The following is a 26,772-nucleotide window of genomic DNA, read 5'->3' as shown; positions in this document are numbered from 1 at the left end:
TGAGCCGGTCAATGTGAGACGAGCATGAGTAGCAACATCGGAGTTCTCCCGACGGCGCGCCCGAAGATCCTGCTAGTGGAGGACGACCCGGGCGTGCGGCGGTCCCTCCAGCTTCTCCTTCATGGCAAAGGCTATGACATACGGTCATACGCATCCAGCGCGGCGCTGCTTGCAGATCCGCTCGCGGATGAGGCGATCTGCCTCGTTGCGGACTATCGCATGCCGGGAATGGACGGAATCGAAGTTCTGCGATTCCTTCGTGCGAGAGGATGGCAGCAACCGGCGATACTCATCACCGCCTATATATCACCAGAACTGGTGGAGCGGGCGACGAAGGATGGCTTCAGCATAGTCATCGACAAGCCGTTGCGCGAGCACGCGCTTGTTGACGCAGTCGCCCGTATCACGGCGAACCCAGCCGCCTTCAGTACGGCTCCCTCGTGAAACCGCACCGCAGACCTATGCCGGCGATCAAACCTTAAATGCGTGATGGCCGGAAGTGTCATTCTCGCGCCTGACGCGGGCCGCGCGACAGAACCCCGTCGACGAGGTCCAGTAGGACGTGATGAGCGAATGGCTTGCGGAGAACATGCGCATAGCCCGCACCGTGAGCGCGCGACTCAGTCTCGGCCGAACGATCGTCAGTTGTTAAGATGGCGGGATGGTGCCAGCGGGCAGCCCGAAGTTGACGCAGGAGACCGATGCCGTCGGCATATGGGGGGCGGTACTCGGCGATCAGGCACGCTCCATCCCTCGTCGCAGGGTCGCCGATGAGGAAGCCCTCATCTGCGTAGGCCTTCACGCCATAACCCCGCGCGATGAGCAAAAGGTGCATCGCGCGCCTTAGCCCGGCGTCGCTTTCGACCACGAGGACCATCGGTTCTGAAACCTGCGGATCTGCGGGATTATCTGTCACGCGCAGCAGGCAATCTGAGCTACCCTCCGGGAATTCGGTTCAGAGAATCTAACGCCAGGGTGAACGCTCCGAACTCCGTAAATTTCCCAGGTGAAGGTGGATCGCGGGATCGGCACTCGATCGCGAGATTATCGCCCGGCTGTTGCGCTACCTTCGCGAAGCTTCGGACGGAAGCAGCCGTCGATGTTGGCCATCTCGTGGGCGGCCCAGCGGCTGGTCGGCGAAAGCGCGTGCACAACACTGCTTTTCACCCGGACCTTTTCAGATGCAGCGACCCCTATCCTGCAGATCGCATTGAAGGGTCGACGCGCGCCCAAGGATAGATTGTCGCAGATCGTCCCTGAAGAGCTGCTTGCGCAAACAGCCAGCGGAAGAAGTCGACCCTAACGGGCAGTCCTGGACGGTGCCAAGGCGCGCAATCCATGTATGAATGCATCGAGCCGCTGTTCCGCTTCGATATGCCCGGCTTCGGGATAGGCCGTTGCAATTCGGGCACCCCAATAGCCCAAATCGACCGTCGTAAGGCTGAATTCAAACGGCCGGCCTTGTCGGTTGCCGCGGAATCGCCCGCGCCACACCGAATCTTCAGGCATGTCGGGAAGAAGAACGGGGCCTTCGGATACCGGTGTGCTTTCATCGAAATACCTTCGCGCAAGCCATTTCATGATTTCATAGTGATCTCTGGCGGACATCTGCTCGATGTGAACCAGTGAAATCCGCACGACGATTGTTGAATCACGCGCTGGCGCACGATATTCGACCGAAACATACTGGCCGCTCGGATCATAGCCCTGTTCCGTCACGCGCGTGAAGCCCGCGAGCGTCCGCGGAAAGCGAGTGCCGCTTCCCTCATGCACCAGGGTTCCGTCAGGATCGAGGCGGAAGCCGGTAGGGGTGGTTGCTTCGGCGGCGGCAGAAGCGGTTCGAGCCGGGGCGGAAACCGGAAAGGCGAGCAAGGCGCTCAGACCAAGCGCCAGCAGACATCCGCCACGCGGATGACACTTCATTCCGGGAGCTTTGCCATGATGGTTGCGGCGATGAGCCACATCAGCCCCGCTGCCAAACCGTACAGGAAGATGACATCGACCGACTGACGAATTCTAGCTATCGTATGCATGGAGATTCCCCTTTTCGTAAGCGAGGAAAGCTTCGCTTTGCGACCCTGACGGGCATATCGGTAGTGTTACGGATACTCGTCGCTATTTGGCGCGAGCGTCAATTCGCCGGCGAGGCGCGCGTGTGCGGCACGAGCAGCGCGATTATGTCCGGTCATCGGCATTGATCGCGCATTCGCGCCGAACCCGGCTGTCCTGCAGCGTCTCGAAAATGGTCAGCGGGACAGCAGCACACAACATGCGGGATTCAGCAACAAATCAGCGGTCATGCCTCCGAACGTCCACTCTCGGAGCCGGCTGTGTCCATAGGCACCCGCGACGATGACGTCGGCGCGTTCTGCCCTCGCGAGTGTCGAAAGGGCCGCGACATCATCACCGGTCGCCGGCGAGACGAGGATCTCTGCCAGGATCCCATGGCGCTTGAGCCAATCGGCCACATCTGTCAGGCGCCGCCTCGCCGCAGCCTCGTCCTCCTTCCTCGCGACCTCGACCACTGTCACATGACCGGCGATTTCGAGCAGCGGCAAAGCATCGAGCGCGGCGCGCCGTGCCTCGCGACAGTCCTTCCAGGCGACGAGCGCGCGCTCCGGCTTTAGCCCGGTAGCATGCGTCGGAACAATGATTACCGGCCGTCCGGCGCGCATCACCAGGTCACCAACACTGGTGCGTCGGGTATCCGGAAGCAACCCTCCGCCACGATCGGGTGCCGTAACAATGACATCGACGCTGCGCGCCTCGCTCGCCAAGTAGTCCGAAAGCAGCGCGGTCGTTTCCATGCAGCGCCATTCCAGATCAGCGACGCGACCACTCAATATCGTCTGAAATTCGGACTGTGCGACCTTCGCTTCGCGTTCGATCTCCGCTCGGTCGAGCTCGATCGCTTCTCCGGAGATGAAGGCGCCGGCATATGGGGTGGCGACCAATGGCTGCGCGGCGGCAATTCCGACAAGGCTGGCATGAGATCGCTCGGCGAGATCACCGGCGACAGTGAGCAGCGCGGCGTTCGACTTGCCGAGCTCGAGATGGACCATCAGACGTGCGTAACTCACCTGTGAACCTCCTGCGATGTGTCGGTCCGCTGGGCTTTAATCCCGCGTTTCGCAGTCACTAGGCCACGAAGCCTTGCCTCCCTATCGGGTCATCTACGTATGGGTCAGACGACCGCAGCTTTGCGGGATCTGCCAAGGCGTCCGATAGCCGGGCGCGCTCAGCCGAAGAGGTACAACGGCTCTCCTTTTCTGGCATGAAAGGCATACCGACCTCTTCATCGGCGCGCTTCAGATGCGGCAATTGCTGCATTACCGGCACCGCAAGGCCGGCCACTCAGTTCTGTTCGATGTCGGGAAGCAGCGCGGTGAGCAACCCGATCGCAGGCAGGAAGGCGCAGAGCTGATAGACCGTCTCGATGCTGGTCAGGTCGGCGAGCCAGCCGAGCACCGCTGCGCCGAGCCCGCCCATGCCGAAGGAAAAGCCGAAAAACAGTCCCGAGATCATCCCGACCTTGCCCGGCACCAGCTCCTGCGCGAACACGACGATCGCGGGAAACGCGGAGGCCAGGATCAGGCCGATCACAATCGTCAGCGGCCCTGTCCAGAACAGGCCGACGTGAGGCAGCAGCAGTGTGAACGGCAGGCAGCCCAGGATCGAGAACCAGATTACGTATTTGCGTCCGAAGCGGTCGCCGAGCGGACCGCCGGCGACAGTGCCCATCGCTACCGCCGCGAGGAAGGCGAAAAGATGGAGCTGCGCATTCTGCACCGACACGCCGAAGCGGTGGATCAGATAAAAGGTGAAGTAGCTCGTGAGGCTGGCGAGATAGACATATTTCGAGAAGATCAGCGCCAGCAGGATCGAAATACCACGAGCGGCGCGAACCTCGGCCAGCCGACCCACGGCGGAAACCCGCACTCCCGCCTTCAAGCGAATCAAGCCGTGGTGGCGATACCAGCTGGCGACGTTCCAAAGCACGGCGCCCGAGAGCAGCGCCAGCAATGCGAAGAAAGCGAGACTCGACTGCCCCCAGCGCACGACGACCAAAGCGGCGGCGAGTGGGCCCAGCGCCTGGCCGGCATTACCGCCGACCTGGAACAGCGACTGCGCTAGGCCGTGCCGTCGCCCCGCGGCCATGCGGGCGACGCGGGAGGATTCGGGATGGAAGACAGAAGAACCTACACCGAGCAGCGACGCGCCGAGCAGCACAAGGGCGTAGCTGTGCGCCGCGGATAGCACCGCGAGGCCGGCGAGCGAGAAGAGCGTACCGCCCGGCAATGCAAGCGGCGTCGGCCTCTTGTCCGCATACAGGCCGACCAAAGGCTGTAGGATCGAGGCGGTAACCTGGTAGGCGAGCGTTACGAGGCCGATCTGGCCGAAGCTTAGACCGAACTCGGCCTTGAGCCCCGGATAGATGGCCGGAAGAAGCGACTGCATCATGTCGTTGAGCAGGTGGCAGAAGCTGATCGCAACGATCACGCCGAACACTGTCTCGGTCGCTGCCTGAGGCTTCGACGTCGGCGTTATCGTCTCGTTCATTCGCGCTCCTTCCCTGGAGAGGGGCGCTTAGCCTTTCCCAGCGCGTCCCGCTTCGACATATGGGCCAATCGACTTTGAGAGCAGGGCAGTCCTATGCACCGCCATCCAGATGATCATGAGGATGTTCCGAGGCCCGTGGTCGGGATCGGGAATGATTATCCGCCGTCCTTCGAGCTCGCCGAGCACAAGCATCGGCGCGTACAGTTGCTCTATGCGGCAAGCGGCGTCATCGCAGTGAGCACGCCCGACGGCGCCTGGGTCGCACCGCCAGAGCGCGCCGTCTGGATTCCGGGTGGAACACCACATGCGACACGCATGGTTGGCGCGGTCCAAACCCGCAGCGTGCTGATCGAACCGCGTGCCTGTCGCGACTTCGGCCGATCCTGTCGCGTCGTCGCGATTTCACCTTTGCTGCGCCAGCTCCTGCTCGCAGCCGCCGTGGTACCGCTCGAATATGACGAGGTCGGGCGCGACGGACTTGTCATGAAGCTGCTCGTGGCCGAACTCGAAGAGGCGCCGGTGATCCCGCTGGCCGTTCCCTTTCCACGCGAGGCCAAGCTGGCAGCGCAGTGCCACCTTTTTCTGGAGCGACCGCAAGCGACAGCGACGATCGACCAATGGGCGGATGTTCTCGCGATGAATCGCCGTCGCTTTACTCGGCTTTTCCGGCGCGAGACGGGAATGAGCTTTGCGGAGTGGCGCCAGCAGGCTTGTCTGTCCGTGGCCTTGCCGCGGCTCGCTGCGGGCGAATCTGTGACAGCGATCGCACTCGATCTCGGTTATGACAGCCCGGCGAACTTCTCGACGATGTTCCGACGTATTTTGGGTGTTCCTCCAAGCCGATATCTGCCCTGAGCAATACAAGGCTAGCGAATCGGCGATGCGCCCCGTCGTTAGCAGTGCGCGAACGTGCCATCGGAAAATGAGGAACAGCATTTGGTTGCTATCATTGCTTCTCGATTTTGGTGGTTCCTGGCGGGAGCTTGGCTGGCCGCCCTTCTCGGCGCTGGCGAATCTACGGACGAGGAAATATCAATTCGCCCGACGCGATTGCGACATGATTTATAGGATCTTGAAGAGAGCTTTTGCGCTCCTATCTGATCCATGCCGGACGCCAATACCGGGTCCGGCTGGACACAGAGGGTGCCGGCTCTCCGTTTCCGGCGCTTCTCATGCCCAAGTTGCTTCACCAGGAGGATTTGGAGATGAGAACCAACTTCGACTTTGCGCCCTATCGGCGCTCGACCGTCGGCTTCGACCGCCTCTTCAACCTGCTCGAGGCGGGCGCGCGTGAAGACGATGGCTATCCGCCTTTCGACATTCTGAGGGAAGGCGATGACAGCTATCGCATCACGCTGGCGGTCGCCGGCTTCCGCCCCGAGGATATCGAGGTGGTCGCCCAGCAGAACCTTCTCAGCGTCACCGGCAAGCGCGCCGACGACGACGGCAAGGCCGAGTATCTGCACCGCGGTATCGCCGCGCGCGCCTTCGAGCGGCGCTTCCAGCTCGCCGATTTCGTCGAGGCCGGCAACGCCAGCTTCGAGAACGGCCTGTTGAGCATCGCGCTCAAGCGTGTCGTCCCCGAGGCGATGAAGCCGCGTAAGATCACGATCAGCGGCAGCACGACTGCCCAGGATCGGATCGAAGCGCCCAAGGACAAGGCCCTCGAAGCGGCCTGATCCTTGGCAAAGTGGCCTGCCGGCGCCGCCGCAACCCCCCGCCAGCGGCGACCGGCAGGGTCCACCAACTTCCAGCCAGAAAAGGAGATGATCATCATGGCATTTCGTGATCTCATTCCCTGGAGCCGGCAGGAAAACCGGCTCCCCGTCCCGGTCGGCGTCGAGCGCAACCGCGACAATGACACTCATCCGTTGCTCTCGCTCCATCGCGGGATGAACCGGCTGTTCGACGACGCCTTCCGCGGCTTCGGCGTGCCCGCCTTCGCCGGCTTCGACCGCGCTGCCGGCTGGCCGCATGTCGAGCTCGGCGAGACCGACAAGGAGATCCGCGTCACGGCCGAACTGCCGGGTCTCGACGAGAAGGATGTCGAGATCACCGTCGAGGACGGCGTCCTTACCCTGCGGGGTGAAAAGCGCTCGGAGGTCGAGGACAGGGACCGCGGCTATTCGGAGCGCAGCTATGGCCGCTTCGAACGGCGCATCGGCCTGCCCCAGAGTGTCGACCGCGACAAGGCAAACGCGACCTTCAAGAACGGTGTGCTCACGGTAACCCTGCCTAAGACGGAGGCGGCGAACGAGAATGTCCGCCGCATTCCCGTCAATGGCAAGGCGGCCTGACGGCCCGGCCCGGAACCCCGGTTCCGGGCCATCCGCCAATGACAACAGCGCCGGGCCCGGCACAGCGAGCGCGCTGCCGCCCGATGCCTGCGCCGTGGTCGAGCCGGTGCCGCGCGCCACCCATCAGGGCGGGCGCGCCCGGCTTGGCCAGTGGCGGATCCGCTTCGCGCCCCGCTGGGCCCCGAGAGCGGATCCGCTGACCGGCTGGACCGGCAGCGGCGATCCGCTCGAGACGATCGAGCTGCGCTTCGCCGATCGCGATTCGGCGATGGACTTTTGCCGGCGTCAGGGCGTGCGGTTCTCGATCCATGGGCCGCCTTCCGATCGGCGTTCGGTCGCCGCTCCCCTGTCAACAGAGCAGCTCCGCATTTCATGCTGCTCGTCCAAGGGGCCGCCTGCACGTTGGTGCGCCGTCGATCCGGTCTCCAATATGGAGGAGGATTGTCATCCGCGGTTCAGCTTGGCCGGATAGATTTCACGACTCCACAACCAGCAATGAAAGGACGTTTGATGCGAAAATTGCTTCGTACAGCCGTCTTGGCCGGCGCGGCGGCGGCTGCCATTGCGGGAACGGCCCTGGCGGCCGCCAATCACAACCGGGTCATGACCGTCGACCTGCCCGACGGCTCATTGGCGCGGATCGAGTATCAGGGCGATGTGGCGCCCAAGGTCACTGTCGAACCGGTGTTGCAGTTCGTGCCCGTGGGCCTCACCGACCTGGCGATCGCCTCGCCTATCACCCTGTTCGACCGGATCGCCGCCGACATGGATCGGCAGTTTTATGCCATGTTGCAGCGGGTGCGAATGATCGACGCCGCGACGGCAACCGGCGCAACCCAGGACCGCGCCACGTTCGACAGCCTGCCAGCCGGAACGGTGAGCTATCGCTTCGTCTCGACAAGCACGGGCAACGGCATGTGCAGCCGAAGCATCCAGGTGATCTCGCTCGGGGCCGATCGGCAGCCGAAGGTCGTCTCGAGCAGCTCGGGCGACTGCGGAGCGCCAACGCGCGCGCCAATTCCGGCCGTTGCCACGCCGGAAAAGCCGGAAGCTCGCCCCAACAGCAGTTGAGCGATGACCCGGGAGCAGTTGGCTCCCGGGCCTTTCATGGATCACCCGCGCTATCGATGGGAAGCGCGATCGAGCGCGGCCAGCACCCGGTCGATCATGCCGGCATTGCTCGCCGCCTTGGGAAGCTCGCGGCGCGCGAAATACTGCAGCCGGTCGACGTCGCGCTGCGGCAGGTTGAGCGCGATCGGCATGGTTCCGAGACGGTCCGGGGCGACCCCTTGCGCCGCCTTGCCCGAGCGCAGGAAATGATCGAGCAGCCGTTTGCGGTCGGCAAAAGTCCAGCCCAGGCCTTCCAGCTCGGTCGGTGACAGCGACAGCAGCGCGAAGGCGAACTCCATGATATCGTCGAACGGGAGCAGGAGGCGGACGTTGCGCCCGCCTCGCTCACGCCAGCGCCGGAGCGGACCACGCTTCACTGGATCGATATGACGCCGTCGATCGGGCGCCACTCCGCGGGGCGGATCAGCCGCTCGTGCGCGATCCGCACCGAGTGGAGCACGGCCTCGATCTCGCGCCGCCAATGGTCGAGGAACTCGAACAGCACTGGAAAATTCGGTGCTAGGTCATACGCCTGCCAGACGAACAGCTGCAGCAGCGATGGCGCGTCGGGACGGTAAAAGTGGACCTCCGCGGTGGTGAGGCGATAGCCCTCCAGCTGGGCGATGAACTCCGGATCGCTCATTGCCGCGACGGCCCTCGATCGGCACCCTCGTCGAGCGAGCGCATCGCGGCGAGCACATCGTCGATCGGAACGGCGCGGCGCGCGCCGGGCGGCTTGCGCAGCGCGGGATGATCCCTGACCGCCGAGCGGTCGGACGCCCAGGATGCGAGCAGTGCGCGCTTGACTTCCGGCTCCAGGCTCGGATGGCGCGCAACTTCGAAGGGATGCAGAAAACGCGAAAATGGCTGCGACATGGGCACGCCTCCTTTCCTTGTGTCGCTCCTTTCTCGTCGGTGCGGCAAACAGCCGCGTGAAGAATTTTGGTGCGGCCCCGCGCCGCGTCAAGTGGTTGATAAGGACAACATTGGCACCGTTGTACTGCGAGTGCCAAATTTTTTCACATGCCCTCTTGAACCGAAAAATCGGCTTTCCTAGCTCGGCGGAACCTGTCGTTCCGATGAACGACAGGACCATCACATCTTGTTTTGCAACCGGAGGTTCTGCCTATGCAATTCCGCCCCTTGCACGACCGTGTGGTCGTCCGCCGCATCGAAGCCGAGGAAAAGACTTCGGGCGGCATTATTATTCCCGACACCGCCAAGGAAAAGCCGCAGGAAGGCGAGGTCGTCGCCGTCGGGCCGGGCGCCCGCGACGACAAGGGCACGCTCGTTGCCCTGTCGGTCAAGGCCGGTGACCGGATCCTGTTCGGCAAATGGTCGGGCACCGAGGTCAAGATCGACGGCGAGGAGCTGCTCATCATGAAGGAGAGCGACATCCTCGGCGTGATCGAGACGCACGCCGAACTCAAGCAGGCGGCCTGACCACCGCCATTCCTCAAACATTCAGGAAGGAATTTGGAAAGGAGTTGAGCCAAGATGGCTGCCAAGGAAGTCAAGTTTGCGTCGGACGCGCGCGATCGCATGCTGCGCGGCGTGGATACGCTCGCGAACGCGGTGAAGGTCACGCTCGGCCCCAAGGGCCGCAACGTCGTGATCGAGAAGAGCTTCGGCGCGCCGCGCATCACCAAGGACGGCGTCACTGTCGCCAAGGAGATCGAGCTTGCCGACAAGTTCGAGAATATGGGCGTGCAGATGCTGCGCGAGGTCGCTTCGAAGACCAACGACCTGGCGGGAGACGGTACCACCACCGCCACCGTCCTCGCGCAGGCGATCGTCCGCGAGGGCTCGAAGGCCGTGGCCGCGGGCATGAATCCGATGGATCTCAAGCGCGGTATCGATCTCGCGGTCAGCGCGGTAGTCGCCGATCTCGAAAGCCATGCCAGGAAGGTCAGCGCGAACAACGAGATCGCGCAGGTCGCTACGATCTCCGCCAACGGCGACGGCGAGGTCGGCCGTATCCTCGCCGAGGCGATGGAGAAGGTCGGCAATGAGGGCGTGATCACCGTCGAGGAAGCCAAGAGTCTCGCCACCGAACTGGAAGTGGTCGAGGGCATGCAGTTCGACCGCGGCTATCTCTCGCCCTATTTCATCACCAACGCCGAGCAGCTGAAGGTCGAACTGGACGATCCCTATATCCTTATCCACGAAAAGAAGCTCTCGAACCTGCAGGCGCTGGTGCCGCTGCTCGAGAAGGTCGTCCAATCGGGGCGGCCGCTGCTGATCATCGCCGAGGATGTCGAGGGCGAGGCGCTGGCGACGCTGGTCGTCAACAAGCTGCGCGGCGGCCTCAAGGTCGCGGCGGTCAAGGCGCCGGGCTTCGGCGATCGCCGCAAGGCGATGCTCGAGGACATCGCCGTGCTCACCAGCGGCAATGTCGTCAGCGAAGAACTCGGCACCAAGCTCGAAAATGTCACGATCAACATGCTCGGCCGGGCGAAGAAGGTCACGATCGACAAGGACAACACCACCATCATCGATGGCGTCGGCACCAAGGCGGATATCGATGCTCGTGTCGCCCAGATCCGCCAGCAGATCGACACCACCACATCCGACTATGACCGCGAGAAGCTGCAGGAGCGCCTTGCCAAGCTGGCCGGCGGCGTCGCGGTCATCCGTGTCGGCGGCGCGACCGAGGTCGAGGTCAAGGAGAAGAAGGACCGGGTCGACGACGCGCTCCATGCAACCCGCGCCGCGGTAGAGGAAGGCGTTCTTCCGGGGGGCGGCGTCCCGCTGCTCCGGGCCCTGAAGGCGCTCGACAGCCTCAAGGCCGCGAACGACGACCAGCAGTCGGGCATCGATATTGTCCGGCGGGCGCTGCGCGCCCCGGCCCGCCAGATTGCGGAGAATGCCGGCGAGGACGGAGCCTGGATCGTCGGCAAGCTGCTCGAAAGCCCAGACTATAATTGGGGCTTCAATGCCGCGACCGGCGAATATCAGGATCTTGTCCAGGCGGGCGTGATCGATCCGGCCAAGGTTGTGCGCACCGCGCTGCAGGACGCGGCCTCGGTAGCCTCGCTCCTCATCACGACCGAAGCGCTGGTCGCCGAGGCCCCGAAGGAGGAAAAGGGCGCGGCCATGCCTGCGCCGGCGATGGAATATTGAAGCGTGACGGCCCGGTCTGTCGGGACCGGGCCTCACTTTCTGGCCACCAATGCGCCGAGGTGATCAGCGATCTCGAATGAAGACGTAGCACGTTTGGTGTATCAATCTATTGCTTGGGATAAGCCGCGGATAAGCTGGCTCCATCACACCTAAGGCGCGACCGCCAGTGGGACGAAAAGTTATGGGACTGCACCTGGGTAATCCCACGCTCAAGCAGCGCCGCCCGCGCGGTCAGCCCCTGAATCAGGTGCCCGGTAGCGGCCATAGCCCACCTTCACGAGCAAGCCTTCGTCGCACATGCGGGCTAGATAGCAGCGATGGACGCCAATCTCGGTGAGATCCTTTGTCCGAACCTCACCTCGCTTTCGAGCGAAGGCGACGGCACGCTCCCTCAATGATTGCTTCGGACCTCCCGCCAAGCGCACGCGCTCCGCGCGATCGCGGTCACGCTTTCGAATTCCGTGTGTCGGCTCCCGAGGAGGTGCGAGGGTCGCGTCAGACGCAAATGCGGTAGATTCTTCTGCACGCTGGAATAAGGAAGATCTTGCGACAGCTCGATATCGTGATATGGTTTGTCGGGCCTCGTCTGATGCAAATCGTAAAATTGTTTTAGACGTATCCGGAAATGGGAGCCAATTCGGAACGAAACTGCGAACGCCGTGCGCCGCAGTTTCCACTCCATAGTTTCCTCCAGACGCCACAAGCGTCTGGAGGAGCCTTGGCTTCGATCCCCTGATCCGAATTTCGTCGGCTCCGACCTCCACCCGCTGAACTAGCGCCTGGAGATGATGGCGCCGGAAACCGCCCTCTCGATCCCTGATCTTCTTACGAGCCTCGATGCCGAACCGACGCAGCAGCTCCGGCGTCACTCGATTGTCGTCGCCCTCTCCCCTGTTTTCGGCCCGGTCCGCATCGGCCCGTGCCGAATCACGGATCCGCTTCAACTCGATAATCCGTCCCTTGAGGTTGGAATCGTCCATTTCAGCGAGACCATTCTCAATGGCCTCATACAGCCGAGTCAGCTTGCCACGCTCTATCTCGACAAGCCGTTGAAGGCGCATACACTGATGCAGGCGATAGCGCGGGCAAACCGGGTAAACGAGGGCAAGAACAACGGCCTGATCGTCGATTATTGCGGCATCCTGAAGAACCTGCGCAAGGCTCTGGCGACCTATGCCGGGACTCTTGGCGACAGTGGCGCAGGACCTGATAGCCCTGAAACTGATCCTGTCCGCCCGCCCGAGGAACTGCTGGCCGATCTGGAAGAGGCGATCGACGCCGCCGCAGGATTCCTCGCCGCGCGCAATTTCCGCCTGCTCGACATTCTCGAAAAAGCCGGGTTCGAGCGTAACAAGGCGATCATCGACGCCAAGGAAGCAGTCAACGAGAACGACGAGAGCCGCAAGCGTTTCCAGATCATGGCGCGCGAAGTGTTCAAGAAGTTCAAGGCCTGCGTCAATTTCCGCGCCGTTAACGCCTATCGCCAGCGGTTTGCGGCGATCAAGGTGATCTACAACAGCCTGGAAGAGGACGTTAAAAAGGCCGACATTTCCGACATCATGCGGATTTTGCAGGGCGTGGTCGATGACAGCATCGAGATTCAGCCCGATCCAGCCGCCGATGGCGATAGGCTCTATGACATCAGCAAGATTGACTTCGAGAAGCTTAAGCGAGAGTTCGAGCGCAGCCCGACAAAGAACACCACGGTCCAGAGCCTGAAGGACGCCTTGCAGCGCAAACTGGAACTGATGCTGCGCCAGAACCCGCTGCGCACCGATTTCCAGAAGCACTACGAAGAACTGGTTGCCGAATACAACAGCGAGAAGGATGCGGTGAACATCGAGCGCGTGTTCGAGGCGCTGCTGGTGCTCGCGGGGGAACTGGACGAGGAACAGAAACGGGCCGTTCGGGAAGGGCTGACGGAAGAAACACAGGCGTTATTCGACCTGCTGATGAAACCCGATCTCGACAAGGCCGACATCAAACGGCTGAAGCAGGTGGCGGTAGGCCTATATGAAACCCTTCAGTCGCAAATAGACGCAATGCAGGATTTCGCCGCAAAGCAAGCCACGCGCGATCAGATCAGGGTAACGATCCGAAACTACCTCTGGGACGAAAACAAGGGGCTTCCGGGCAGCTATGACGAGCCGGAAATCGAAGCGAAGACCGATGCTGTGCTGGCGCACCTGATGACGCAGGCACGGCAAGGTGGCACCTCATGGGCTGGTGCCTGAAAATCGGCGGATTCAGAAGGCGAGATGCGCTCCAGTCTGACCGCGCACATTCGCCCTTATCCGCGCCACTGTGGGGGAATGAGTGGGGGAATATGCAATACTATGGTGTCATATTTTATTATTTAATTTAATATTTTCAATTACTTATTCAAACATAGTTATAGTCCTACTCGGAGCCAATTCCTGCTTTTGGGTTTTCGCCCCTGCGCTCGCCAGCGCGAACTCAGCGCCGCCGGGCCAACCGTTTAGCCTGAGCCAGATCGGCGACAAAGCGCCCATATTCGGCTTCGGCCCGCGTCCGGTCACGAATCCGCAGCAAATAGCTGGGATGGACCGTCACCAGTACGCGTTTTCCAATATCCGAAATCTGAACCTCGCCACGCAAGCGGGAGATAGTGACGGTCTTTCCCAGTAGCGCACGTGCCGCCGTCGCTCCCAATGCAACGGAGAGCGCCGGATCAATGATTTCACGTTCCCGGTCCAGCCACCAGCGGCAGGCTTCGATTTCGCCTGCATCGGGTCTGGAATGCAGCCTCCGCTTGCCACGCTGCTGGAACTTGAAATGCTTGACCGCATTGGTGACATAGACGCGCGTGCGATCTATCCCCGCTTCATCAAGGGCGCAATCCAGAATTCGGCCCGCGGGACCGACAAAGGGACGCCCCTCAATATCCTCCCGGTCGCCGGGCTGTTCGCCAACCAGCAGCAGAGCGGCGTTGGACGGCCCCTCTCCGAAAACCGTCTGCGTAGCGTCGCAATAGAGATGGCAGCGCCTGCACTGGCTTGCCTCATCACGCACCGTCTCCCATTCAGGCGCTTGTGCCAGATTTGTTCCGCCATCGGAACGTGCTGTCACCATTTCGAGACGGCCTCCGTTGACAATCGCACCGCCATTACATTCGATTGCGCTTTAAAACGGTGCGGAATGCTATGCGTTCCATTGCTCCCCTCTCAGGAAGATAAAGTTAGCGAACGGGAACGCAGGAGGCCGTCAGGCTTTTTTCAGATAGCACAAACAGCCGGACGACGACCATGAATGAGAAGTACCGCAGTCGCGGGCGAAAGCCTGATGCAGACATCGACAGGCCCAATATATCCACCGAAAACCAGCCGGAAGGCGCAGCGGGAAGACCGAGTGACACGCTGGATCGTGAACCCGATCGCGACCCTCAAAGCGGCGGCGCTATCCCGCCCGATTATAATCCCCGCACGATGACCCGGAAGGGTGAAGAAAAAGACACCGCAGCAGGCCGCGAAAGGAGAAATCCTGATCGGCGCTAGCCCGGATATCTCAAAGGCAGGGGGTGCATGGGGGCTTTGAATCGGATAAATTTCCCGCAGGACCAAAAACCAGAGCATCGTGCGGAAAAGTGGAACCAGTCCTCTACAAAAAACGGTTCAATAACAAAGTCTTGGCAGGCATGTTGATTCAGATTTCATGCTGCCCGCTTTAGCCGTAAAGCCACCGCGGATGAATGAAAAACGCACCCCTCAACTCAGAGACTTGTTGGCATATCAGAGGTTTTCTGAGCCAACTCTCAGATCGAGGGATGCGTATCTTCTTGCCCTGGTTCGCCTGCAAATCTCTTTGCAGCGCGCCCTCTCTCCGGTCACTCCCGGCGGAGGGTTCCCGGCAAGACTTAACCTTCATAGCAGTTCGATGTGAGTCGCTCAAACGAATAGCGATTGGCCTGTGACCCACAATTATTGCAAAGGCAAAATCAGCTGTTCATCATCATATTGGGCTGTCTGGTTCAAATGTGCTGCAATCCGCGCGACCAGCACTTCCTCCGCACGTTGGCGCAGATCTTCATTTTTTGAGGCAAGTTCGAGCCGAACCCATTCGGGAAGCTCTGCTATCGCGCTCGCAAGGGGGCCAAGGTTCGGGTTTAATGCGAGTCGTTGCATTAGGGGATTTGAGCATGTTTCAGGTGCAATTAACAACGCGGGATGACGCCTTATGTCGCTACCTGCGACGAAAAGAGCGATTGCGTAGCCGAAAAGAAAGGTCATCCTCTCCACAACCGTCTGATCGCAATCTGGTCAGTCCTAGCCGGAGGCGAGGGCAGCGCCGTGATTTGAGGCATGACTGGAACGCCGGGGGCGACTATACCATTCGTCGATAAATTGAGAGGAACAGCATGACCATTTCACTCTATGCGGCCACCATCCCTACTTATCAGCAAATCCTTGAATCCATCTCGCGCCTGCTTGGTAAGGCGGAAGCCTTCTGCACTGAAAGGGACATGGCCCCGGACGACATCATCCAGGCCTGCCTTTACGAAGACATGCTGCCATTTGCCTATCAAGTAAAATCCTGTGCGGTGCATTCGATCGGCGCGATCGAAGGCGTGCGGAAAGGCATTTTCTCACCGGACGTCACACCTCCCCCCGAAACCTTTTCCGCGCTCAAGGCACGCATTGACGAAACGCGTGCCAAGCTGGAGGCGATCGACCCGGCCGAAATCGATGGCTTTGTGGGCCAGGATATGCGTTTTTCCATGGGCCAACGTCAGATGGACTTCACCGCCGAGAATTTTCTTCTCTCGTTCTCGCAACCCAATTTCTATTTTCACGCCACCACGACATACGACATTCTGCGTTGGAAAGGTGTTCCGATCGGCAAACGTGACTATCTTGGCAGGCCGCGCATAAAGGCATGAGCAGGTTTTACCGATGCCAAAACTCTTGCGGCTGACCCGCATTTTCTGAAATAGAACCCATCTGTTTCAGTTCCTTTGCATTTTGCATATAAATGCTCTATGTCAGCGAAGCCGAAGTTGCCTGTCACGGATATCGGACCATTACGGCCCTTCTGTCCCTTTCTAGCCTCACCGAAGCCGACATGTACCAACGCGGGTACATGTTCGTTATGCAAATAGGGTCAAAGGATACCTGAATGATCACTGGAACTGTAAAATTTTTCAACGCCGACAAGGGCTATGGCTTTATCGCACCTGAATCGGGTGGCGATGATGCATTCGTGCATATTTCAGCTGTTGAACGCGCCGGGATGCGGACGCTGGATAAAGATCAGCGCGTTTCATACGAACTTGAAAAAGATCAGCGCGGCAAGATGTCGGCTGTAAATCTTCAATCTGCCTGACATGTGTTTGAGGGCGCGGACGGCCTGAACAGGCTTTCCGCGCCTTCGTTCCTCTATATCCGTGCATGGATGCTTGGCGTGGCTTGGACCATGTTCACGCATATCCATCCGGCAATAATGATGACGCGACCAAGTCCAGACCTTACCAGTCTGGCATCATGGCATATAGGCCAGTCGCAGTCACGATTACCCAGATCAGAAAGTTTAACTCACTATGGCTTCGTACAAGGATCCCGGTTTTCAGGAGAGGGTGGCGCTCGCCCAGAAGGCCAGGCAACGGGCACTGGAACAACTACGCGCCAAGCCGCCCGTCGATGAAGCGGTTTTAGCCAAGCGCAAAGCCGCACGCATTGAACGGGAAGCGGCGCAGGCAGAAAAGGCCCGCGCCCGGAAAGAGGCATTGGAGCAAGCCAAGGCGGACAAGCTGGCTCAAGCTGCTGAAGCTGAAGCTGCGGCACAAATTGCCAAAGACGCCATCGTTGCAACGGAAGCCGAGAAGAAGCTGGCCCGCGATGCGCAATATGCAGCGCGAAAGAAGCGCAAATCACGGGGTTAATAGCTGGATTCCTGCTACCCCCCTGCGTTGGCGGGGCCTGCTGTATCTACTGATCGCGTCCCGCAACTATGCTGTAGCTGCAAGGCATGGAGACCATAATGGCGGATTATTATTTGAAGGCGCTGGAATCGGAGCGCCGCAGCCTTTGGGCCGCATGCCGATTGAAGGGCCTTGCCCAAGGCACTCCCGAACGCTTGAGGATCGTTGAGATAGATGCACTTCTTCGTGCACATAAGGCGAAGAAGGCAGGCTGATCCCATCAAGCCTGAAATGAATTTTAAAGATTATATTTCGCCACCAGCAGGAATGACAGTGTGAAGATCATAAGCAACACCAGCGGCAGGCCCGCGCGCACATAGTCGCGAAATTGATATCCGCCTGCACTCATGATCAGGATATTCGTCTGATAGGCGATCGGCGTTGCATAACACAGGTTGCAACCAAACAGGATCGCAAGCACCAGCGGTTCGGCGGGCACGCCCATCTGGTTAGCGAGGCTGACAGCAATCGGCGTACCCACGGCAGCAGCTGCCGTATTGGATGAAAAATTGGTGAGCAGGGCGGCAAATGCCATGACGGCTGCCAGAACACCCGCTGCCGGGAATGGCTGCAATGTGTACGCCAATACCGTGCCAAGCCATTCGGCTGCACCCGTTTCCAATAGCACCCGGCCAAGAGCGATGCTTGCGGCAACGAGTACGATGACTTTCGCACTTAAGGCGCGGCCAAGGCTATCGAATTTGACGCATCCCGTCGCCAACATCGCAATAGTACCCGCCAACGCGGAAATCGCTATCGGCACCAGATGGGTAGCGGCAAAGACGATGACCGCCCCGAAAATCAACAAGGCCGCACCGGCTTTGGAACTGCGCGGCATTTCCGCTGCGCCTTCCAGAACCATCGCCCCTTCGCCGAGTTGCAGTTGCCGCAAGGCACCATTGGTGCCTTGAACCAACAGCACATCGCCGATTTCAAGCCGCTCGTCATCGGGATGCGACTTGCCATGAAACAATGTACGTTCCGGCTGATAAAGCCCGATCACCACTACGCCGTAGCGATCGGCAATCTGCGCCGTCTTGACCGTTTTCCCTATGAGCGCGGAATCCGCGCCAACGACCAATTCGGCAATGACTTCATCGCCGCCCGCCTGGCCGCCCACGTCGCGCGCAACTTCCAATATGGCATCATGCGAAAGCGGTGCATTCATGGCCAGACTGGCATCGCGCAATTGATCGCTGGTCCCTTCAATCTGAACCATATCCCCGGCTGCCAGCGGCGAAGCAATATCGTCCATCGATCCATACTGACGGCTAACGCCCAGAATGCTGATGCCCTGCCCCAGTTTCCGGCGAAGATCGCCCAGCAAAAGCCCTTCAAGGTTCGATGTCGCAGTAACGAAAAGTGTTCCGTGAAACTTCCGGTAAAGCTGATCGTCGCTGGAACTATGTGCCGGCAGCAAGCGCGGCATGACAAGCCAGAGATAAGGCAGTGCGACTGCTCCGGCGATAAGCGCCGTATCGGTGAACTGAAATATGCCAAAGCGCGGCAGGCCCAGATCTTCGGCAATGGACACGACCAGCAAGTTGGTGGATGTGCCAATGGTCGTGGCCATTCCACCGATCAGAATGGCGCAGTTCATGGGCATCAACGTCTTTGATGCCGGAACGCCTGTTCGTAAGGCCAGGTTAAGAAGTATCGGCATTGTCAGCACAAGAACGGGCGTATCGTTGACAAACATGCTCATCATGCCGCCCAGGACCAGGGAAAATAGCAGGCCAAGCAAACTGCTGAATCGCCAAAGCCTTGTCAGGACCCGGGCCGCAGGTTCCAGAGCACCGGTGACGACAAGGCCGCGGCCTAATATCATCAGGCAACAAATAGCGACCAGCGCTTCATGACCAAATCCGCCGAACGCGAGTTCCAACCCAGTATAAGCGCCATTCACCTTGATCGGGAAAAAATACAGTCCGACCGCCAGAACCGCGATCAGAAGAAGCGAGACAAGCTCCACACGCATCCGCCCACTGGCGAAAAGCCAAAAGGTAATGCCTGAGATACCTATCGCGGCAATAGCGTGGAGTGACGGCAATATCACAAAATACTCCCCATTGCGTCTCTACGCCTCCTATCGGACCACGCCAGGAACGCAAGTAACCGGATGGGTATCATAGGAATAAGAACGCCCCAACATATTGGAAAATGGGCCGCAATCGCGCCATAGCCGCTGCGGTAAGTGCCTCGCTCGTAGGAATTTTCAGAAATTTCTATGGATGCCCCGCGAGGATTCGAACCTCGATTAGCGGAGTCAGAGTCCGCTGTCTTACCATTAGACGACGGGGCATCATGTGCACGGCTGCAACAGCGCATTGCCGATGTGCACAGCAGAGGTCGGGCAGATAATCTCCGCCGATCAAGCTGTCAATGGCGGAGGCCGCCTCTGGGCATTTCAGAAAAAGTTAGAACTCACCGTCCATTATTGGCGACAATATCAACAGCAGTGCCCCCACCCTTGCGATCGGCGAAGGTAATGAAATAGGCGCCATCATCCTTTTGGCGCACGCCGCCCAGAACATGTTCCCCGTTTAGAAGCTGGTGTTCGGCGTCAAAGCCGGATTTAAGCGCTTTGGTGTAATAATAATCAATGACGTTTTGCATGGGTTGACCAGTGACAAAGCTTGCGACACGCAAGTTGCAAGAATCGCTGTCGGCCCCGGCGGCCTCCATCAGCTTGGCCTTGGGATACAATGGGAATTCGCTTGGCAAGCGATTGGCCCAAGCCATGCCATATTCCAGCTTGGCGTCGCATCCGCCTCCCTGGCGATTACCCTGCTCACGTGCGAGCGCGCCTAATGTAACGGGTTTGTCCGTATCGCATGCTTTACATGGCGCTGCCTTGACCGCCTTGGGCGCGCGATAAAGTTTGCCCCCAACCGGAGCCTGATATTCCGTAGCAATGACAGCAGCCGGTATCGCACCATTCGCGGGCTTTGCACCTGGTCGCACGGCATGGGCGTTGGACTGCCCCGCCAATTCCGGGTCGACAACAATCTGATCTTCCAATGCCCCACGCAATGCCGGATCGTCAGCATTGGCCAGACTTTCATCCAATGCAGTCAAGTTGCCACCGGCTTCATCGTCACCGCCGCAAGAGGACAGCGCGAACGGTAGCACAAGAGCCGCAGCAGTAAGAGTGAATAGCTTGGCAACCATGCCGATTTGCTCCTTCTGTTCAAAAACAGCCTTCTCGCAATTGCGTTAAATTTCCGTTAGGAATCAAACACAATCGGGGGAATTTGGTACAATGCCGGGGTTTTTCCGGTACAAACTGCTTGCTGTGTGCGGCTATTGCAGGCATTCCTGTGCGATGCTCAGCGTATTAGCCTCTATCATCGGCATAGCTGCTCTTCTTCTGATGATCCCGACCGTGGTACCCTTTCTGGGCTGGGCCAACTGGTTGATCGTTCCCATCGCTTTGCTGGGTGCGGTCGTCGGGAGCTTTTCATCGTATAACACCGGACGCAACTTCTGCCTGATCGTTGCGGCTCTAGGTATCATCCGCCTGTTCATTGGTGGTGGCATTATCTAGAGTCAGGACCTACATCGGCTTTCAGGCCGACTACTTTCATACGCGTATTCAGTGTATTGGAGCGCCGAGCCCGACCGTAATGACCTTTGATCCGGCAGTCGCTATCATGAATCAAACATCACAGAATACTGCCGCAACCGACGATACGGCCGGCAATAGTGCAGGGTTTCATCGGAACGGCATCATATATGGCTTTGCCGCATATTTTTCCTGGGGTTTCCTGCCACTTTATTTCCGCATGCTGGATCATGTCAGGGCAATGGAAATCGTCGCTAACCGGGTCATCTGGTCATTTTTTCTTCTGCTCGTTATCCTCGCCTTTCGCAGGACGCTGAGGCAATTCGGCAAACTGGTCCGCAACAAGCAGTCCATGTTGATACTGGGCGCGACCGCCAGGCTGATCGCCTGCAATTGGCTCGGATATATATGGGCCGTCAACAATGGCCATGTCATTGCGGCCAGCCTCGGCTATTTTCTCAACCCGCTCGTCAATGTGCTTCTTGGATTCTGGATATTGAAGGAGCGGCATGGCAGGTTGCAATGGGCGGCGGTGGGACTTGCCGCGCTGGGTGTCGCTATTCTGGCGGCCACTGCATTGGACACGCTATGGATCAGTCTGACATTGGCCTGTTCCTTCTCGCTTTACGGTCTCATCCGGAAAATGGCCCCGGTCACGCCCCTGCAGGGGCTGGCAGGCGAAACGCTAATCCTGACGCCCGTTTCGGTCCTCTACCTCATCTGGCTTGGCGATATCGGGGCTTTTGGCATAGCTTCGGATCTCACCACCAACAGCTTGCTTGTCGCTTCAGGCGTGATTACGACGGTGCCGCTATTATTGTTTGCAGTAGCGGCAAAGCGCATGCCCTATTCAACGCTTGGTCTTCTGCAGTATATCGCGCCGACGCTGCAATTTCTGCTGGGCGTGCTGGTCTTTGGCGAAACACTCGGTCGTGGTCAGCTATGGAGCTTTGGGCTTATCTGGACCGGCCTCATCCTGTACACGGCAGACAGCTTTCGACGGGGGCGGATGGAACGGCGCGCAATCTCAGCTGTCTAATACAGCGATGGAAATGCGACAAAAAGCGCCTGCGCCACGTCCGTCATTCTCGACAATGTAACACCCCTCGCCTATCGGGAGTTTAACTTGTCGATGTTAGAGGGAATTAAAATGGTAAGCGCCAGCCACGTTCTTGACCGCGTTCTTGTCCTTGAAATGGTGCGGATCACCGAAGCCGCCGCAATTGCAGCTTCAAAATTGATCGGCCGTGGCGATGAAAAGGCTGCGGACGCTGCGGCGGTAGAGGCCATGCGCAAAGCTTTCAATGGCCTTGATATTGATGGCACAGTCGTCATTGGCGAGGGAGAGCGCGACGAAGCGCCCATGCTCTATATTGGTGAAAAGGTCGGCGCGTCGCCGGGAAAAGGTCCAAAAATCGACATAGCGCTCGACCCGTTGGAGGGCACGACCATCACAGCCAAGGCCGGACCGAATGCTTTGGCAGTGCTGGCAATTGCGGAAGAAGGCTGCCTTCTGAATGCACCCGACGTCTATATGGACAAGCTTGCCGTTGGTCCCGGTTATTCCCCCGGCATTATTGATCTGAACAAATCGGTCCGGCAAAATGTGGAAGCTGTAGCCAAGGAAAAGGGTGTTAATGCGAACGAGATCATCGTCTGCGTTCTGGACCGCCCGCGCCATGAAAAACTGATTGCCGAATTGCGTGATATTGGGTGCGGCATTATGTTGATACCCGACGGCGACGTCGCTGGCGTTATTGCGACTACCGATCCGGACACGACCATCGATATGTATATGGGCGCAGGCGGTGCGCCCGAGGGGGTATTGGCCGCTGCTGCCTTGCGTTGCGTCGGCGGTCAGTTCCAGGGGCGCCTGCTGTTCCGCAATGACGACGAGCGCAGTCGCGCCCGTAAATGGGGTATCGAGGATCTGGACAAAATCTATGAGTTGAATGACCTGGCAAAAGGCGACTGCATCTTCGCCGCGACAGGTGTTACCGACGGTTCACTGCTTGAAGGCGTCAAGCGCCTGCGTGGCGGTACAATGACGACCGAAAGCGTCGTCATGCGCGCAAGCTCCGGCACGATCCGCTGGGTAAAGGGTCAACACAGAATATAAGCGGTAAAACCCCTTATTCTTTCAATCGGTAGCCCGTCCGAAAAATCATTATAATAGCGGCCATGCATATTGTGAGCATCAGCATGACGAAAGCCATGCTGATGCCAATACTGACGTCGCCCCGCTCGAAAAAAGTCCAGCGGAAACCGCTGATCAGATAGACCACAGGATTGAACAAGGTCACGACGCGCCAGGCTGGCGGCAACATGTCGATGGAGTAAAAAGCTCCGCCAAGGAATGTCATCGGCATGACGACGAGTAGAGGTATCACCTGCAACTGTTCGAATGATTTTGCCCATATACCCAGAATGAAGCCAAACATGCTGAAACTGATGGCGATCAGCGCCATGAACGCGATCATGCCAACCGGATGAGCCACCTGAACATCAACGAACAGGTGCGCCGTTGCGAAGATGATGAGCCCCAATAATATCGATTTGGTTGCCGCTGCGCCGACATAGGCCATGACAATTTCGAAAGGCGAAATCGGCGCGGATAATGGCTCGTAAATCGCTTTTGTCCATTTGGGCATGAAGATACCGAAGCTGGCGTTAAAAATGCTCTCCGTGAACATCGAAAGCATGATGAGGCCTGGGACGATGAATGCACCGTAGGCCACGCCGCCAATATCGGTCATCCGCGATCCGATGGCCGAGCCGAAGACAATGAAATACAGTGATGTTGTAATGACCGGCGTCAATAAACTGGTCAGCATCGTGCGCCGGAACCGCGCCAGCTCCGCCAGGTAAATCGTCAGGACGGCGCGCACACTGAATCCTGTCATGCCGCAGCCTCCATAGGCGTGCGTACCAGATCGACGAAAATATCCTCCAGCGAACTTTGCTGCGTGTTCAGGTCCCGATAGCTGATGCCGAGATCGGCCATGCGTCCCAATAGCGCAGAAATCCCTGTCCGTTCCGCTTTGGTATCGAAAACATATTCGATGGTGTTGCCATCCTCGCTCAGCGACAGGTTCCAGTCGGCAAGGGCGGGCGGGATTGCCTTCAAAGGATCGGCCAATTGCACGGTGAGCGTTTTTCTGCCCAGTTTTTTCATGAGCGTTTCTTTTTCCTCAACCAGAATAAGCCGTCCCTTGTTGATCACCCCGACCCTGTCCGCCATCTCCTCTGCCTCATCGATATAATGGGTGGTCAGGATGATGGTGACGCCTTCCTTGCGCATTTGCCGGACCAGTTCCCACATATCCCGGCGTAACTCGACATCAACGCCAGCAGTTGGTTCGTCCAGGAACAATATTTCGGGTTCATGCACCAAAGCCTTGGCTATCATCAGGCGACGTTTCATGCCGCCTGACAATTCCATCGATTTGGCATGGCGTTTGTCCCAAAGCGTCAGGTCACGCAGAACCTTTTCAATAAGAACGGGGTCAGGCCTTTTGCCAAACAGACCGCGGCTGAATTTGACGGTAGAGATAACGTCCTCGAACATATCGAGCGAAATTTCCTGGGGGACGAGGCCGATTTTCGCACGCGCTGCTTTGTAATTGCGCACGATATCCTTGCCATCGACCAGCACGCTGCCGCTGCTGGGCGTCACAAGACCGCATATGATACTGATCAACGTCGTCTTGCCCGCACCGTTGGCGCCCAGCAACGCAAATATTTCTCCTTTCCTGATGTCCAGATCAACGGCATCGAGCGCCCTGGTGCCAGAAGCATAGCTTTTGGACAGGCCGGAAACGGAAATCATGGATGACATGGAGCTGGAATTCCTGAACATAAACCTTGGGACGTGCGGTGAAGGTAGGAAGAAAACCCCCGCTTACAAGCAAATCAAGGTTCAAACCTGTTTACCCACCACGCATAACCAATTTCTTTGAAAAAATGTGACATCTTCGCCTTTCCCCCTGATGGCGCACGGGATAACAGAACTCCATGTCCAACGCTCTTAACGTAACCCGCTCCATCCTCGGTCAACCATGGCAATGGAGAGGCGCGGGCGCGGATGGAAGAGAGAGCGGCTTTCAACCCAATGATCTGGTGACGCAAATCCTTATGGCGCGTGGTTGTACGCAGGAGAATATGGCCGCCCACCGCGACCCGACCATTCGAGCGTTCATGCCGGACCCCAGCATATTTCAGGATATGGACAAAGCCGCATCCCGGATTGCCGACGGCGTCGAAGCGCGTGAGAACATCACGATTTTCGGCGATTATGACGTTGACGGAGCGACCAGTGCGGCGCTTCTCATCCGCTTGCTGCGCGATCTTGGCGTGGATGCCGCAGCCTATATTCCCGACCGCCTGATGGAAGGATATGGACCAAGCGGCGAAGCCCTGGTGCGGCTGGCGCAGGGTGGCTCCTCCCTCATCGTTACGGTCGATTGCGGCGCGCAGGCATTCGAAGCGCTGGACATGGCGCACGCGGCCGGCGTGGATGTCATCGTGGTCGATCACCATAAATGCGCGAGCGCCCTCCCCCGCGCCTTTGCGCTGGTTAACCCCAACCGCCTGGATGAAAGCGAAGCAGGCGCAGCCCATGGACATCTTGCGGCGGTCGGCGTCGCTTTTCTGCTGGGCGCGGCTGTTATACGGGAATTGCGTGGACGGGGCTATTTTGAACATCGCCCTGAACCACGTCTGATCGATCTGCTTGACCTTGTCGCCCTGGGAACCGTTGCGGACGTGGCATCTCTTCGCAGCCTCAACCGCGCTTTTGTCGCACAAGGGCTCAAGATCATGTCCAACCGCCGCAATATAGGGATGGCTGCCCTTATCGAAGCGTCAAGGCTACAGCGCGCACCGATCTGTTCCGATCTGGGCTTCGCGCTTGGACCGCGTATCAATGCGGGCGGACGTGTGGGCAAATCCGATCTGGGTGTTCGCCTGCTAACCACGCTGGACCCTGGGGAGGCCCGTGATATTGCGGCGCAGCTTGACGCCCTGAATACCGAACGCCGGGTGATTGAGGCAAACGTTCAGGAAGAGGCCGAAGCAATGAGCGACAGCCAGCATAACCGTGCCGTCGCCATCATGGCGGGCAAGGACTGGCATCCTGGCGTCATCGGCATTGTTGCTGGCCGGCTCAAGGAGAAACTGGGCCGCCCCGCCGTTGTCATTGCGCTTGACGAGAATGGCTTGGGCAAAGGATCGGGGCGTTCGATCACCGGGGTAGATTTGGGCGCGGCAATATTGGCGGCAAAGGACAATGGTTTGCTTGTGGCCGGTGGGGGTCACGCGATGGCGGCGGGCATAACGGTGGCGGAAGGACAGATGGACGCGCTGGCCGATTTTCTCGACGAACGCCTGTCTGCCGACGTCGCGCGGGCAAGAGGTGAACGGGCGCTGTTGCTGGACGCCATCCTGTCGCCAAGAGGCGTTAATCCCACTTTTCTGGAGGCGATAGAGGAAGGCGGCCCCTATGGCACGGGCTGGCCAGCACCGCGTATTGCGACTGGCCCTGTACGGGTGATCAAGGCGGATATCGTCGGCAACGGCCATGTCCGCGCCATCGTGTCTGGGGATGATGGTTGCAGTCTTAAAACGGTTGCATTCCGCCACGCCGAATCCGAACTCGGTCAAGCCTTGCTGGGCGCTCCCCGCGACCGTCGCCTGTGGATGGCAGGCCGTGCAAAGCTTGATGATTGGGGTACGCGCCCCTCCGCCGAACTCCATCTTGAGGATGCCGCCTGGGCAGATCAGATGTAAACCGAAGCCGGCGCAAGAATCTTTGTATTTGGCCGCTATCCGGGCTTGACCCGCATCGCCCCCTACCCTAATGGCGTCGGCTCTGGCACAGCCCTGTTTCGGGGCCCCTTCGTCTAGCGGTTAGGACGCGGCCCTTTCACGGCTGAAACACGGGTTCGATTCCCGTAGGGGTCACCAACCTTTTCAGTATGTTGCATGATATACGGACCCGGAATTTCGGTAATGGTTCGGTCATACACGGCATAAAACAGCATCGAACAAAAACCTCAACCGGCCGGTATGCTTCAGGACAATATCATCCTAGTCACCTGAATGACTGACCGGCTGATGCCGGTAGGATCAAGTGGAGGGGCTGAAGCCGTTTCTGTGGGAATGCCGGTCCAGGTAACGCATGA

The 26,772-nt window shown here is 59.1% G+C and carries 30 protein-coding genes, 2 tRNA genes and 1 pseudogene; 19 read left to right on the top strand and 14 right to left on the bottom strand.

Annotated elements, in window-relative coordinates; genetic code table 11:
• Nucleotides 1-24: 24 nt before the first annotated feature.
• On the top strand, nt 25-444 hold the full coding sequence (locus tag L3X40_RS01940; protein ID WP_237364189.1) for a response regulator transcription factor: 420 nt from the start codon (nt 25-27) through the stop codon (nt 442-444).
• Nucleotides 445-502: 58 nt separating this feature from the next.
• On the opposite strand, the gene L3X40_RS01935 is transcribed toward L3X40_RS01940, so the two are convergent.
• From L3X40_RS01935 to L3X40_RS01920, 4 genes are all read right to left on the bottom strand, one after another.
• Nucleotides 503-916 carry a response regulator gene (locus L3X40_RS01935; protein WP_237364187.1) on the bottom strand — a complete coding sequence of 138 codons (414 nt, stop codon included), beginning with the start codon at nt 914-916 and terminating at the stop codon, nt 503-505.
• A gap of 383 nt (nt 917-1,299) precedes the next feature.
• Entirely contained in the window at nt 1,300-1,923 is a 624-nt protein-coding gene (locus L3X40_RS01930; RefSeq protein WP_066556339.1) for a hypothetical protein, read from the bottom strand.
• 323 nt (nt 1,924-2,246) lie between these two features.
• Nucleotides 2,247-3,080: a universal stress protein gene (locus L3X40_RS01925; RefSeq protein WP_066556336.1), complete on the bottom strand. Its 834-nt coding sequence runs from the start codon at nt 3,078-3,080 to the stop codon at nt 2,247-2,249.
• Nucleotides 3,081-3,354: 274 nt separating this feature from the next.
• Nucleotides 3,355-4,560: an MFS transporter gene (locus tag L3X40_RS01920; protein ID WP_066556332.1), complete on the bottom strand. Its 1,206-nt coding sequence runs from the start codon at nt 4,558-4,560 to the stop codon at nt 3,355-3,357.
• A 93-nt stretch (nt 4,561-4,653) separates the two neighbouring features.
• Here L3X40_RS01920 and L3X40_RS01915 point away from each other — a divergent pair, with 93 nt between their 5' ends.
• The 5 genes from L3X40_RS01915 to L3X40_RS01895 all read left to right on the top strand — a co-directional run bounded on the left by L3X40_RS01915 (nt 4,654) and on the right by L3X40_RS01895 (nt 7,928).
• Nucleotides 4,654-5,415, top strand: coding sequence for an AraC family transcriptional regulator (locus tag L3X40_RS01915; protein WP_066556329.1), 762 nt, complete (start codon nt 4,654-4,656; stop codon nt 5,413-5,415).
• Between the two features lie 350 nt (nt 5,416-5,765).
• Nucleotides 5,766-6,239, top strand: coding sequence for an Hsp20 family protein (locus L3X40_RS01910; protein ID WP_066561596.1), 474 nt, complete (start codon nt 5,766-5,768; stop codon nt 6,237-6,239).
• Between the two features lie 96 nt (nt 6,240-6,335).
• Nucleotides 6,336-6,857, top strand: coding sequence for an Hsp20/alpha crystallin family protein (locus L3X40_RS01905; protein ID WP_066561595.1), 522 nt, complete (start codon nt 6,336-6,338; stop codon nt 6,855-6,857).
• Nucleotides 6,841-7,329 carry an NADH dehydrogenase ubiquinone Fe-S protein 4 gene (locus L3X40_RS01900; RefSeq protein ID WP_066556325.1) on the top strand — a complete coding sequence of 163 codons (489 nt, stop codon included), beginning with the start codon at nt 6,841-6,843 and terminating at the stop codon, nt 7,327-7,329. Before L3X40_RS01905 ends, L3X40_RS01900 begins: the two co-directional genes overlap by 17 nt.
• 38 nt (nt 7,330-7,367) lie before the next feature.
• A complete protein-coding gene (locus L3X40_RS01895) occupies nt 7,368-7,928 on the top strand; it encodes a hypothetical protein (RefSeq protein ID WP_145907229.1) in 561 nt (186 codons plus the stop codon).
• A gap of 50 nt (nt 7,929-7,978) precedes the next feature.
• On the opposite strand, the gene L3X40_RS01890 is transcribed toward L3X40_RS01895, so the two are convergent.
• From L3X40_RS01890 to L3X40_RS01880, 3 genes are all read right to left on the bottom strand, one after another.
• Nucleotides 7,979-8,266 (bottom strand): hypothetical protein, encoded by a 288-nt coding sequence (locus tag L3X40_RS01890; RefSeq protein ID WP_236036561.1) that lies wholly within the window; start codon nt 8,264-8,266, stop codon nt 7,979-7,981.
• Nucleotides 8,267-8,340: 74 nt separating this feature from the next.
• On the bottom strand, nt 8,341-8,610 hold the full coding sequence (locus L3X40_RS01885) for an usg protein (RefSeq protein WP_066556322.1): 270 nt from the start codon (nt 8,608-8,610) through the stop codon (nt 8,341-8,343).
• Entirely contained in the window at nt 8,607-8,843 is a 237-nt protein-coding gene (locus L3X40_RS01880; RefSeq protein WP_066556320.1) for a hypothetical protein, read from the bottom strand. The genes L3X40_RS01885 and L3X40_RS01880 overlap by 4 nt, the downstream gene beginning before the upstream one ends.
• Nucleotides 8,844-9,095: 252 nt before the next feature.
• On the opposite strand from L3X40_RS01880, the gene groES reads away from it, so the two are divergent.
• The 3 genes from groES (at nt 9,096) to L3X40_RS01865 (ending at nt 13,324) form a co-directional block, all read left to right on the top strand.
• Complete coding sequence (groES, locus tag L3X40_RS01875; RefSeq protein WP_066556311.1) at nt 9,096-9,410, top strand: co-chaperone GroES; 315 nt, start codon at nt 9,096-9,098, stop codon at nt 9,408-9,410.
• A 54-nt stretch (nt 9,411-9,464) separates the two neighbouring features.
• Nucleotides 9,465-11,090, top strand: coding sequence for a chaperonin GroEL (gene groL, locus L3X40_RS01870; RefSeq protein WP_066556309.1), 1,626 nt, complete (start codon nt 9,465-9,467; stop codon nt 11,088-11,090).
• Between the two features lie 785 nt (nt 11,091-11,875).
• Nucleotides 11,876-13,324, top strand: coding sequence for a type I restriction enzyme endonuclease domain-containing protein (locus tag L3X40_RS01865; protein WP_237364185.1), 1,449 nt, complete (start codon nt 11,876-11,878; stop codon nt 13,322-13,324).
• 223 nt (nt 13,325-13,547) lie between these two features.
• Here the strand turns inward: L3X40_RS01865 and L3X40_RS01860 are convergent.
• A pseudogene (locus L3X40_RS01860) lies at nt 13,548-14,168 on the bottom strand (UdgX family uracil-DNA binding protein); the annotation flags it as partial.
• A gap of 188 nt (nt 14,169-14,356) precedes the next feature.
• Between L3X40_RS01860 and L3X40_RS01855 the strand changes: the two are divergent.
• Nucleotides 14,357-14,605: a hypothetical protein gene (locus tag L3X40_RS01855; protein ID WP_237364184.1), complete on the top strand. Its 249-nt coding sequence runs from the start codon at nt 14,357-14,359 to the stop codon at nt 14,603-14,605.
• A gap of 423 nt (nt 14,606-15,028) precedes the next feature.
• Here L3X40_RS01855 and L3X40_RS01850 read toward each other — a convergent pair whose 3' ends face one another.
• Nucleotides 15,029-15,337 (bottom strand): DUF6771 family protein, encoded by a 309-nt coding sequence (locus tag L3X40_RS01850; RefSeq protein ID WP_237364183.1) that lies wholly within the window; start codon nt 15,335-15,337, stop codon nt 15,029-15,031.
• 128 nt (nt 15,338-15,465) lie between these two features.
• On the opposite strand from L3X40_RS01850, the gene L3X40_RS01845 reads away from it, so the two are divergent.
• The 4 genes from L3X40_RS01845 to L3X40_RS01830 all read left to right on the top strand — a co-directional run bounded on the left by L3X40_RS01845 (nt 15,466) and on the right by L3X40_RS01830 (nt 17,240).
• Nucleotides 15,466-15,987, top strand: a complete 522-nt coding sequence (locus L3X40_RS01845) for a DUF1993 domain-containing protein (protein WP_237364182.1) — start codon at nt 15,466-15,468, stop codon at nt 15,985-15,987.
• A gap of 236 nt (nt 15,988-16,223) precedes the next feature.
• Complete coding sequence (locus L3X40_RS01840) at nt 16,224-16,430, top strand: cold-shock protein (protein WP_237364181.1); 207 nt, start codon at nt 16,224-16,226, stop codon at nt 16,428-16,430.
• A 214-nt stretch (nt 16,431-16,644) separates the two neighbouring features.
• Nucleotides 16,645-16,986, top strand: a complete 342-nt coding sequence (locus L3X40_RS01835; RefSeq protein ID WP_237364180.1) for a DUF6481 family protein — start codon at nt 16,645-16,647, stop codon at nt 16,984-16,986.
• Nucleotides 16,987-17,084: 98 nt separating this feature from the next.
• Nucleotides 17,085-17,240 carry a hypothetical protein gene (locus L3X40_RS01830; RefSeq protein WP_237364179.1) on the top strand — a complete coding sequence of 52 codons (156 nt, stop codon included), beginning with the start codon at nt 17,085-17,087 and terminating at the stop codon, nt 17,238-17,240.
• Between the two features lie 23 nt (nt 17,241-17,263).
• On the opposite strand, the gene L3X40_RS01825 is transcribed toward L3X40_RS01830, so the two are convergent.
• The 3 genes from L3X40_RS01825 to L3X40_RS01815 all read right to left on the bottom strand — a co-directional run bounded on the left by L3X40_RS01825 (nt 17,264) and on the right by L3X40_RS01815 (nt 20,196).
• Nucleotides 17,264-19,081 (bottom strand): SLC13 family permease, encoded by a 1,818-nt coding sequence (locus L3X40_RS01825; RefSeq protein WP_237364177.1) that lies wholly within the window; start codon nt 19,079-19,081, stop codon nt 17,264-17,266.
• A 172-nt stretch (nt 19,082-19,253) separates the two neighbouring features.
• Nucleotides 19,254-19,327 (bottom strand) — tRNA-Gln (locus L3X40_RS01820).
• Nucleotides 19,328-19,449: 122 nt separating this feature from the next.
• Entirely contained in the window at nt 19,450-20,196 is a 747-nt protein-coding gene (locus L3X40_RS01815; RefSeq protein WP_237364174.1) for a hypothetical protein, read from the bottom strand.
• A 154-nt stretch (nt 20,197-20,350) separates the two neighbouring features.
• On the opposite strand from L3X40_RS01815, the gene L3X40_RS01810 reads away from it, so the two are divergent.
• The 3 genes from L3X40_RS01810 (at nt 20,351) to glpX (ending at nt 22,709) form a co-directional block, all read left to right on the top strand.
• Nucleotides 20,351-20,572, top strand: coding sequence for a hypothetical protein (locus tag L3X40_RS01810; protein WP_237364172.1), 222 nt, complete (start codon nt 20,351-20,353; stop codon nt 20,570-20,572).
• A gap of 106 nt (nt 20,573-20,678) precedes the next feature.
• The gene (rarD, locus tag L3X40_RS01805) at nt 20,679-21,629 is read left to right on the top strand and encodes an EamA family transporter RarD (RefSeq protein ID WP_237364170.1); all 951 of its coding nucleotides are present in this window, start codon (nt 20,679-20,681) and stop codon (nt 21,627-21,629) included.
• A 111-nt stretch (nt 21,630-21,740) separates the two neighbouring features.
• Nucleotides 21,741-22,709, top strand: coding sequence for a class II fructose-bisphosphatase (glpX, locus tag L3X40_RS01800; protein ID WP_237364168.1), 969 nt, complete (start codon nt 21,741-21,743; stop codon nt 22,707-22,709).
• Between the two features lie 13 nt (nt 22,710-22,722).
• Here the strand turns inward: glpX and L3X40_RS01795 are convergent, their stop codons facing one another.
• Together L3X40_RS01795 and L3X40_RS01790 are read right to left on the bottom strand one after the other, a co-directional pair.
• Entirely contained in the window at nt 22,723-23,493 is a 771-nt protein-coding gene (locus tag L3X40_RS01795; protein WP_237364167.1) for an ABC transporter permease, read from the bottom strand.
• Entirely contained in the window at nt 23,490-24,428 is a 939-nt protein-coding gene (locus L3X40_RS01790) for an ABC transporter ATP-binding protein (RefSeq protein WP_237364166.1), read from the bottom strand. Before L3X40_RS01790 ends, L3X40_RS01795 begins: the two co-directional genes overlap by 4 nt.
• A 176-nt stretch (nt 24,429-24,604) precedes the next feature.
• Here L3X40_RS01790 and recJ point away from each other — a divergent pair, with 176 nt between their 5' ends.
• Nucleotides 24,605-26,377: a single-stranded-DNA-specific exonuclease RecJ gene (gene recJ, locus L3X40_RS01785; protein WP_237364165.1), complete on the top strand. Its 1,773-nt coding sequence runs from the start codon at nt 24,605-24,607 to the stop codon at nt 26,375-26,377.
• A gap of 102 nt (nt 26,378-26,479) precedes the next feature.
• Nucleotides 26,480-26,554, top strand: a tRNA-Glu gene (locus L3X40_RS01780).
• Nucleotides 26,555-26,772: the final 218 nt, after the last annotated feature.

This window comes from Rhizorhapis sp. SPR117 (assembly GCF_021742065.1).
This window is presented reverse-complemented; position numbering and strand designations above follow the sequence as displayed.

What these genes read in the sequence shown, in the direction of transcription:
- L3X40_RS01855 (WP_237364184.1), top strand. Translation starts at nt 14,357, where the DNA reads ATGAATGAGAAGTACCGCAGTCGCGGGCGAAAGCCTGATGCAGACATC.
- L3X40_RS01885 (WP_066556322.1), bottom strand. Translation starts at nt 8,610, where the DNA reads ATGAGCGATCCGGAGTTCATCGCCCAGCTGGAGGGCTATCGCCTCACC.
- rarD (WP_237364170.1), top strand. Translation starts at nt 20,679, where the DNA reads ATGAATCAAACATCACAGAATACTGCCGCAACCGACGATACGGCCGGC.
- L3X40_RS01830 (WP_237364179.1), top strand. Translation starts at nt 17,085, where the DNA reads ATGGCGGATTATTATTTGAAGGCGCTGGAATCGGAGCGCCGCAGCCTT.
- L3X40_RS01790 (WP_237364166.1), bottom strand. Translation starts at nt 24,428, where the DNA reads ATGTCATCCATGATTTCCGTTTCCGGCCTGTCCAAAAGCTATGCTTCT.
- L3X40_RS01910 (WP_066561596.1), top strand. Translation starts at nt 5,766, where the DNA reads ATGAGAACCAACTTCGACTTTGCGCCCTATCGGCGCTCGACCGTCGGC.
- recJ (WP_237364165.1), top strand. Translation starts at nt 24,605, where the DNA reads ATGTCCAACGCTCTTAACGTAACCCGCTCCATCCTCGGTCAACCATGG.
- groL (WP_066556309.1), top strand. Translation starts at nt 9,465, where the DNA reads ATGGCTGCCAAGGAAGTCAAGTTTGCGTCGGACGCGCGCGATCGCATG.
- L3X40_RS01810 (WP_237364172.1), top strand. Translation starts at nt 20,351, where the DNA reads ATGCTCAGCGTATTAGCCTCTATCATCGGCATAGCTGCTCTTCTTCTG.
- L3X40_RS01815 (WP_237364174.1), bottom strand. Translation starts at nt 20,196, where the DNA reads ATGGTTGCCAAGCTATTCACTCTTACTGCTGCGGCTCTTGTGCTACCG.
- L3X40_RS01845 (WP_237364182.1), top strand. Translation starts at nt 15,466, where the DNA reads ATGACCATTTCACTCTATGCGGCCACCATCCCTACTTATCAGCAAATC.
- L3X40_RS01920 (WP_066556332.1), bottom strand. Translation starts at nt 4,560, where the DNA reads ATGAACGAGACGATAACGCCGACGTCGAAGCCTCAGGCAGCGACCGAG.
- L3X40_RS01880 (WP_066556320.1), bottom strand. Translation starts at nt 8,843, where the DNA reads ATGTCGCAGCCATTTTCGCGTTTTCTGCATCCCTTCGAAGTTGCGCGC.
- L3X40_RS01865 (WP_237364185.1), top strand. Translation starts at nt 11,876, where the DNA reads ATGATGGCGCCGGAAACCGCCCTCTCGATCCCTGATCTTCTTACGAGC.
- L3X40_RS01890 (WP_236036561.1), bottom strand. Translation starts at nt 8,266, where the DNA reads ATGGAGTTCGCCTTCGCGCTGCTGTCGCTGTCACCGACCGAGCTGGAA.
- L3X40_RS01930 (WP_066556339.1), bottom strand. Translation starts at nt 1,923, where the DNA reads ATGAAGTGTCATCCGCGTGGCGGATGTCTGCTGGCGCTTGGTCTGAGC.
- L3X40_RS01905 (WP_066561595.1), top strand. Translation starts at nt 6,336, where the DNA reads ATGGCATTTCGTGATCTCATTCCCTGGAGCCGGCAGGAAAACCGGCTC.
- groES (WP_066556311.1), top strand. Translation starts at nt 9,096, where the DNA reads ATGCAATTCCGCCCCTTGCACGACCGTGTGGTCGTCCGCCGCATCGAA.
- L3X40_RS01940 (WP_237364189.1), top strand. Translation starts at nt 25, where the DNA reads ATGAGTAGCAACATCGGAGTTCTCCCGACGGCGCGCCCGAAGATCCTG.
- L3X40_RS01795 (WP_237364167.1), bottom strand. Translation starts at nt 23,493, where the DNA reads ATGACAGGATTCAGTGTGCGCGCCGTCCTGACGATTTACCTGGCGGAG.
- L3X40_RS01840 (WP_237364181.1), top strand. Translation starts at nt 16,224, where the DNA reads ATGATCACTGGAACTGTAAAATTTTTCAACGCCGACAAGGGCTATGGC.
- L3X40_RS01850 (WP_237364183.1), bottom strand. Translation starts at nt 15,337, where the DNA reads ATGACCTTTCTTTTCGGCTACGCAATCGCTCTTTTCGTCGCAGGTAGC.
- L3X40_RS01895 (WP_145907229.1), top strand. Translation starts at nt 7,368, where the DNA reads ATGCGAAAATTGCTTCGTACAGCCGTCTTGGCCGGCGCGGCGGCGGCT.
- L3X40_RS01835 (WP_237364180.1), top strand. Translation starts at nt 16,645, where the DNA reads ATGGCTTCGTACAAGGATCCCGGTTTTCAGGAGAGGGTGGCGCTCGCC.
- L3X40_RS01900 (WP_066556325.1), top strand. Translation starts at nt 6,841, where the DNA reads ATGGCAAGGCGGCCTGACGGCCCGGCCCGGAACCCCGGTTCCGGGCCA.
- glpX (WP_237364168.1), top strand. Translation starts at nt 21,741, where the DNA reads ATGGTAAGCGCCAGCCACGTTCTTGACCGCGTTCTTGTCCTTGAAATG.
- L3X40_RS01915 (WP_066556329.1), top strand. Translation starts at nt 4,654, where the DNA reads ATGCACCGCCATCCAGATGATCATGAGGATGTTCCGAGGCCCGTGGTC.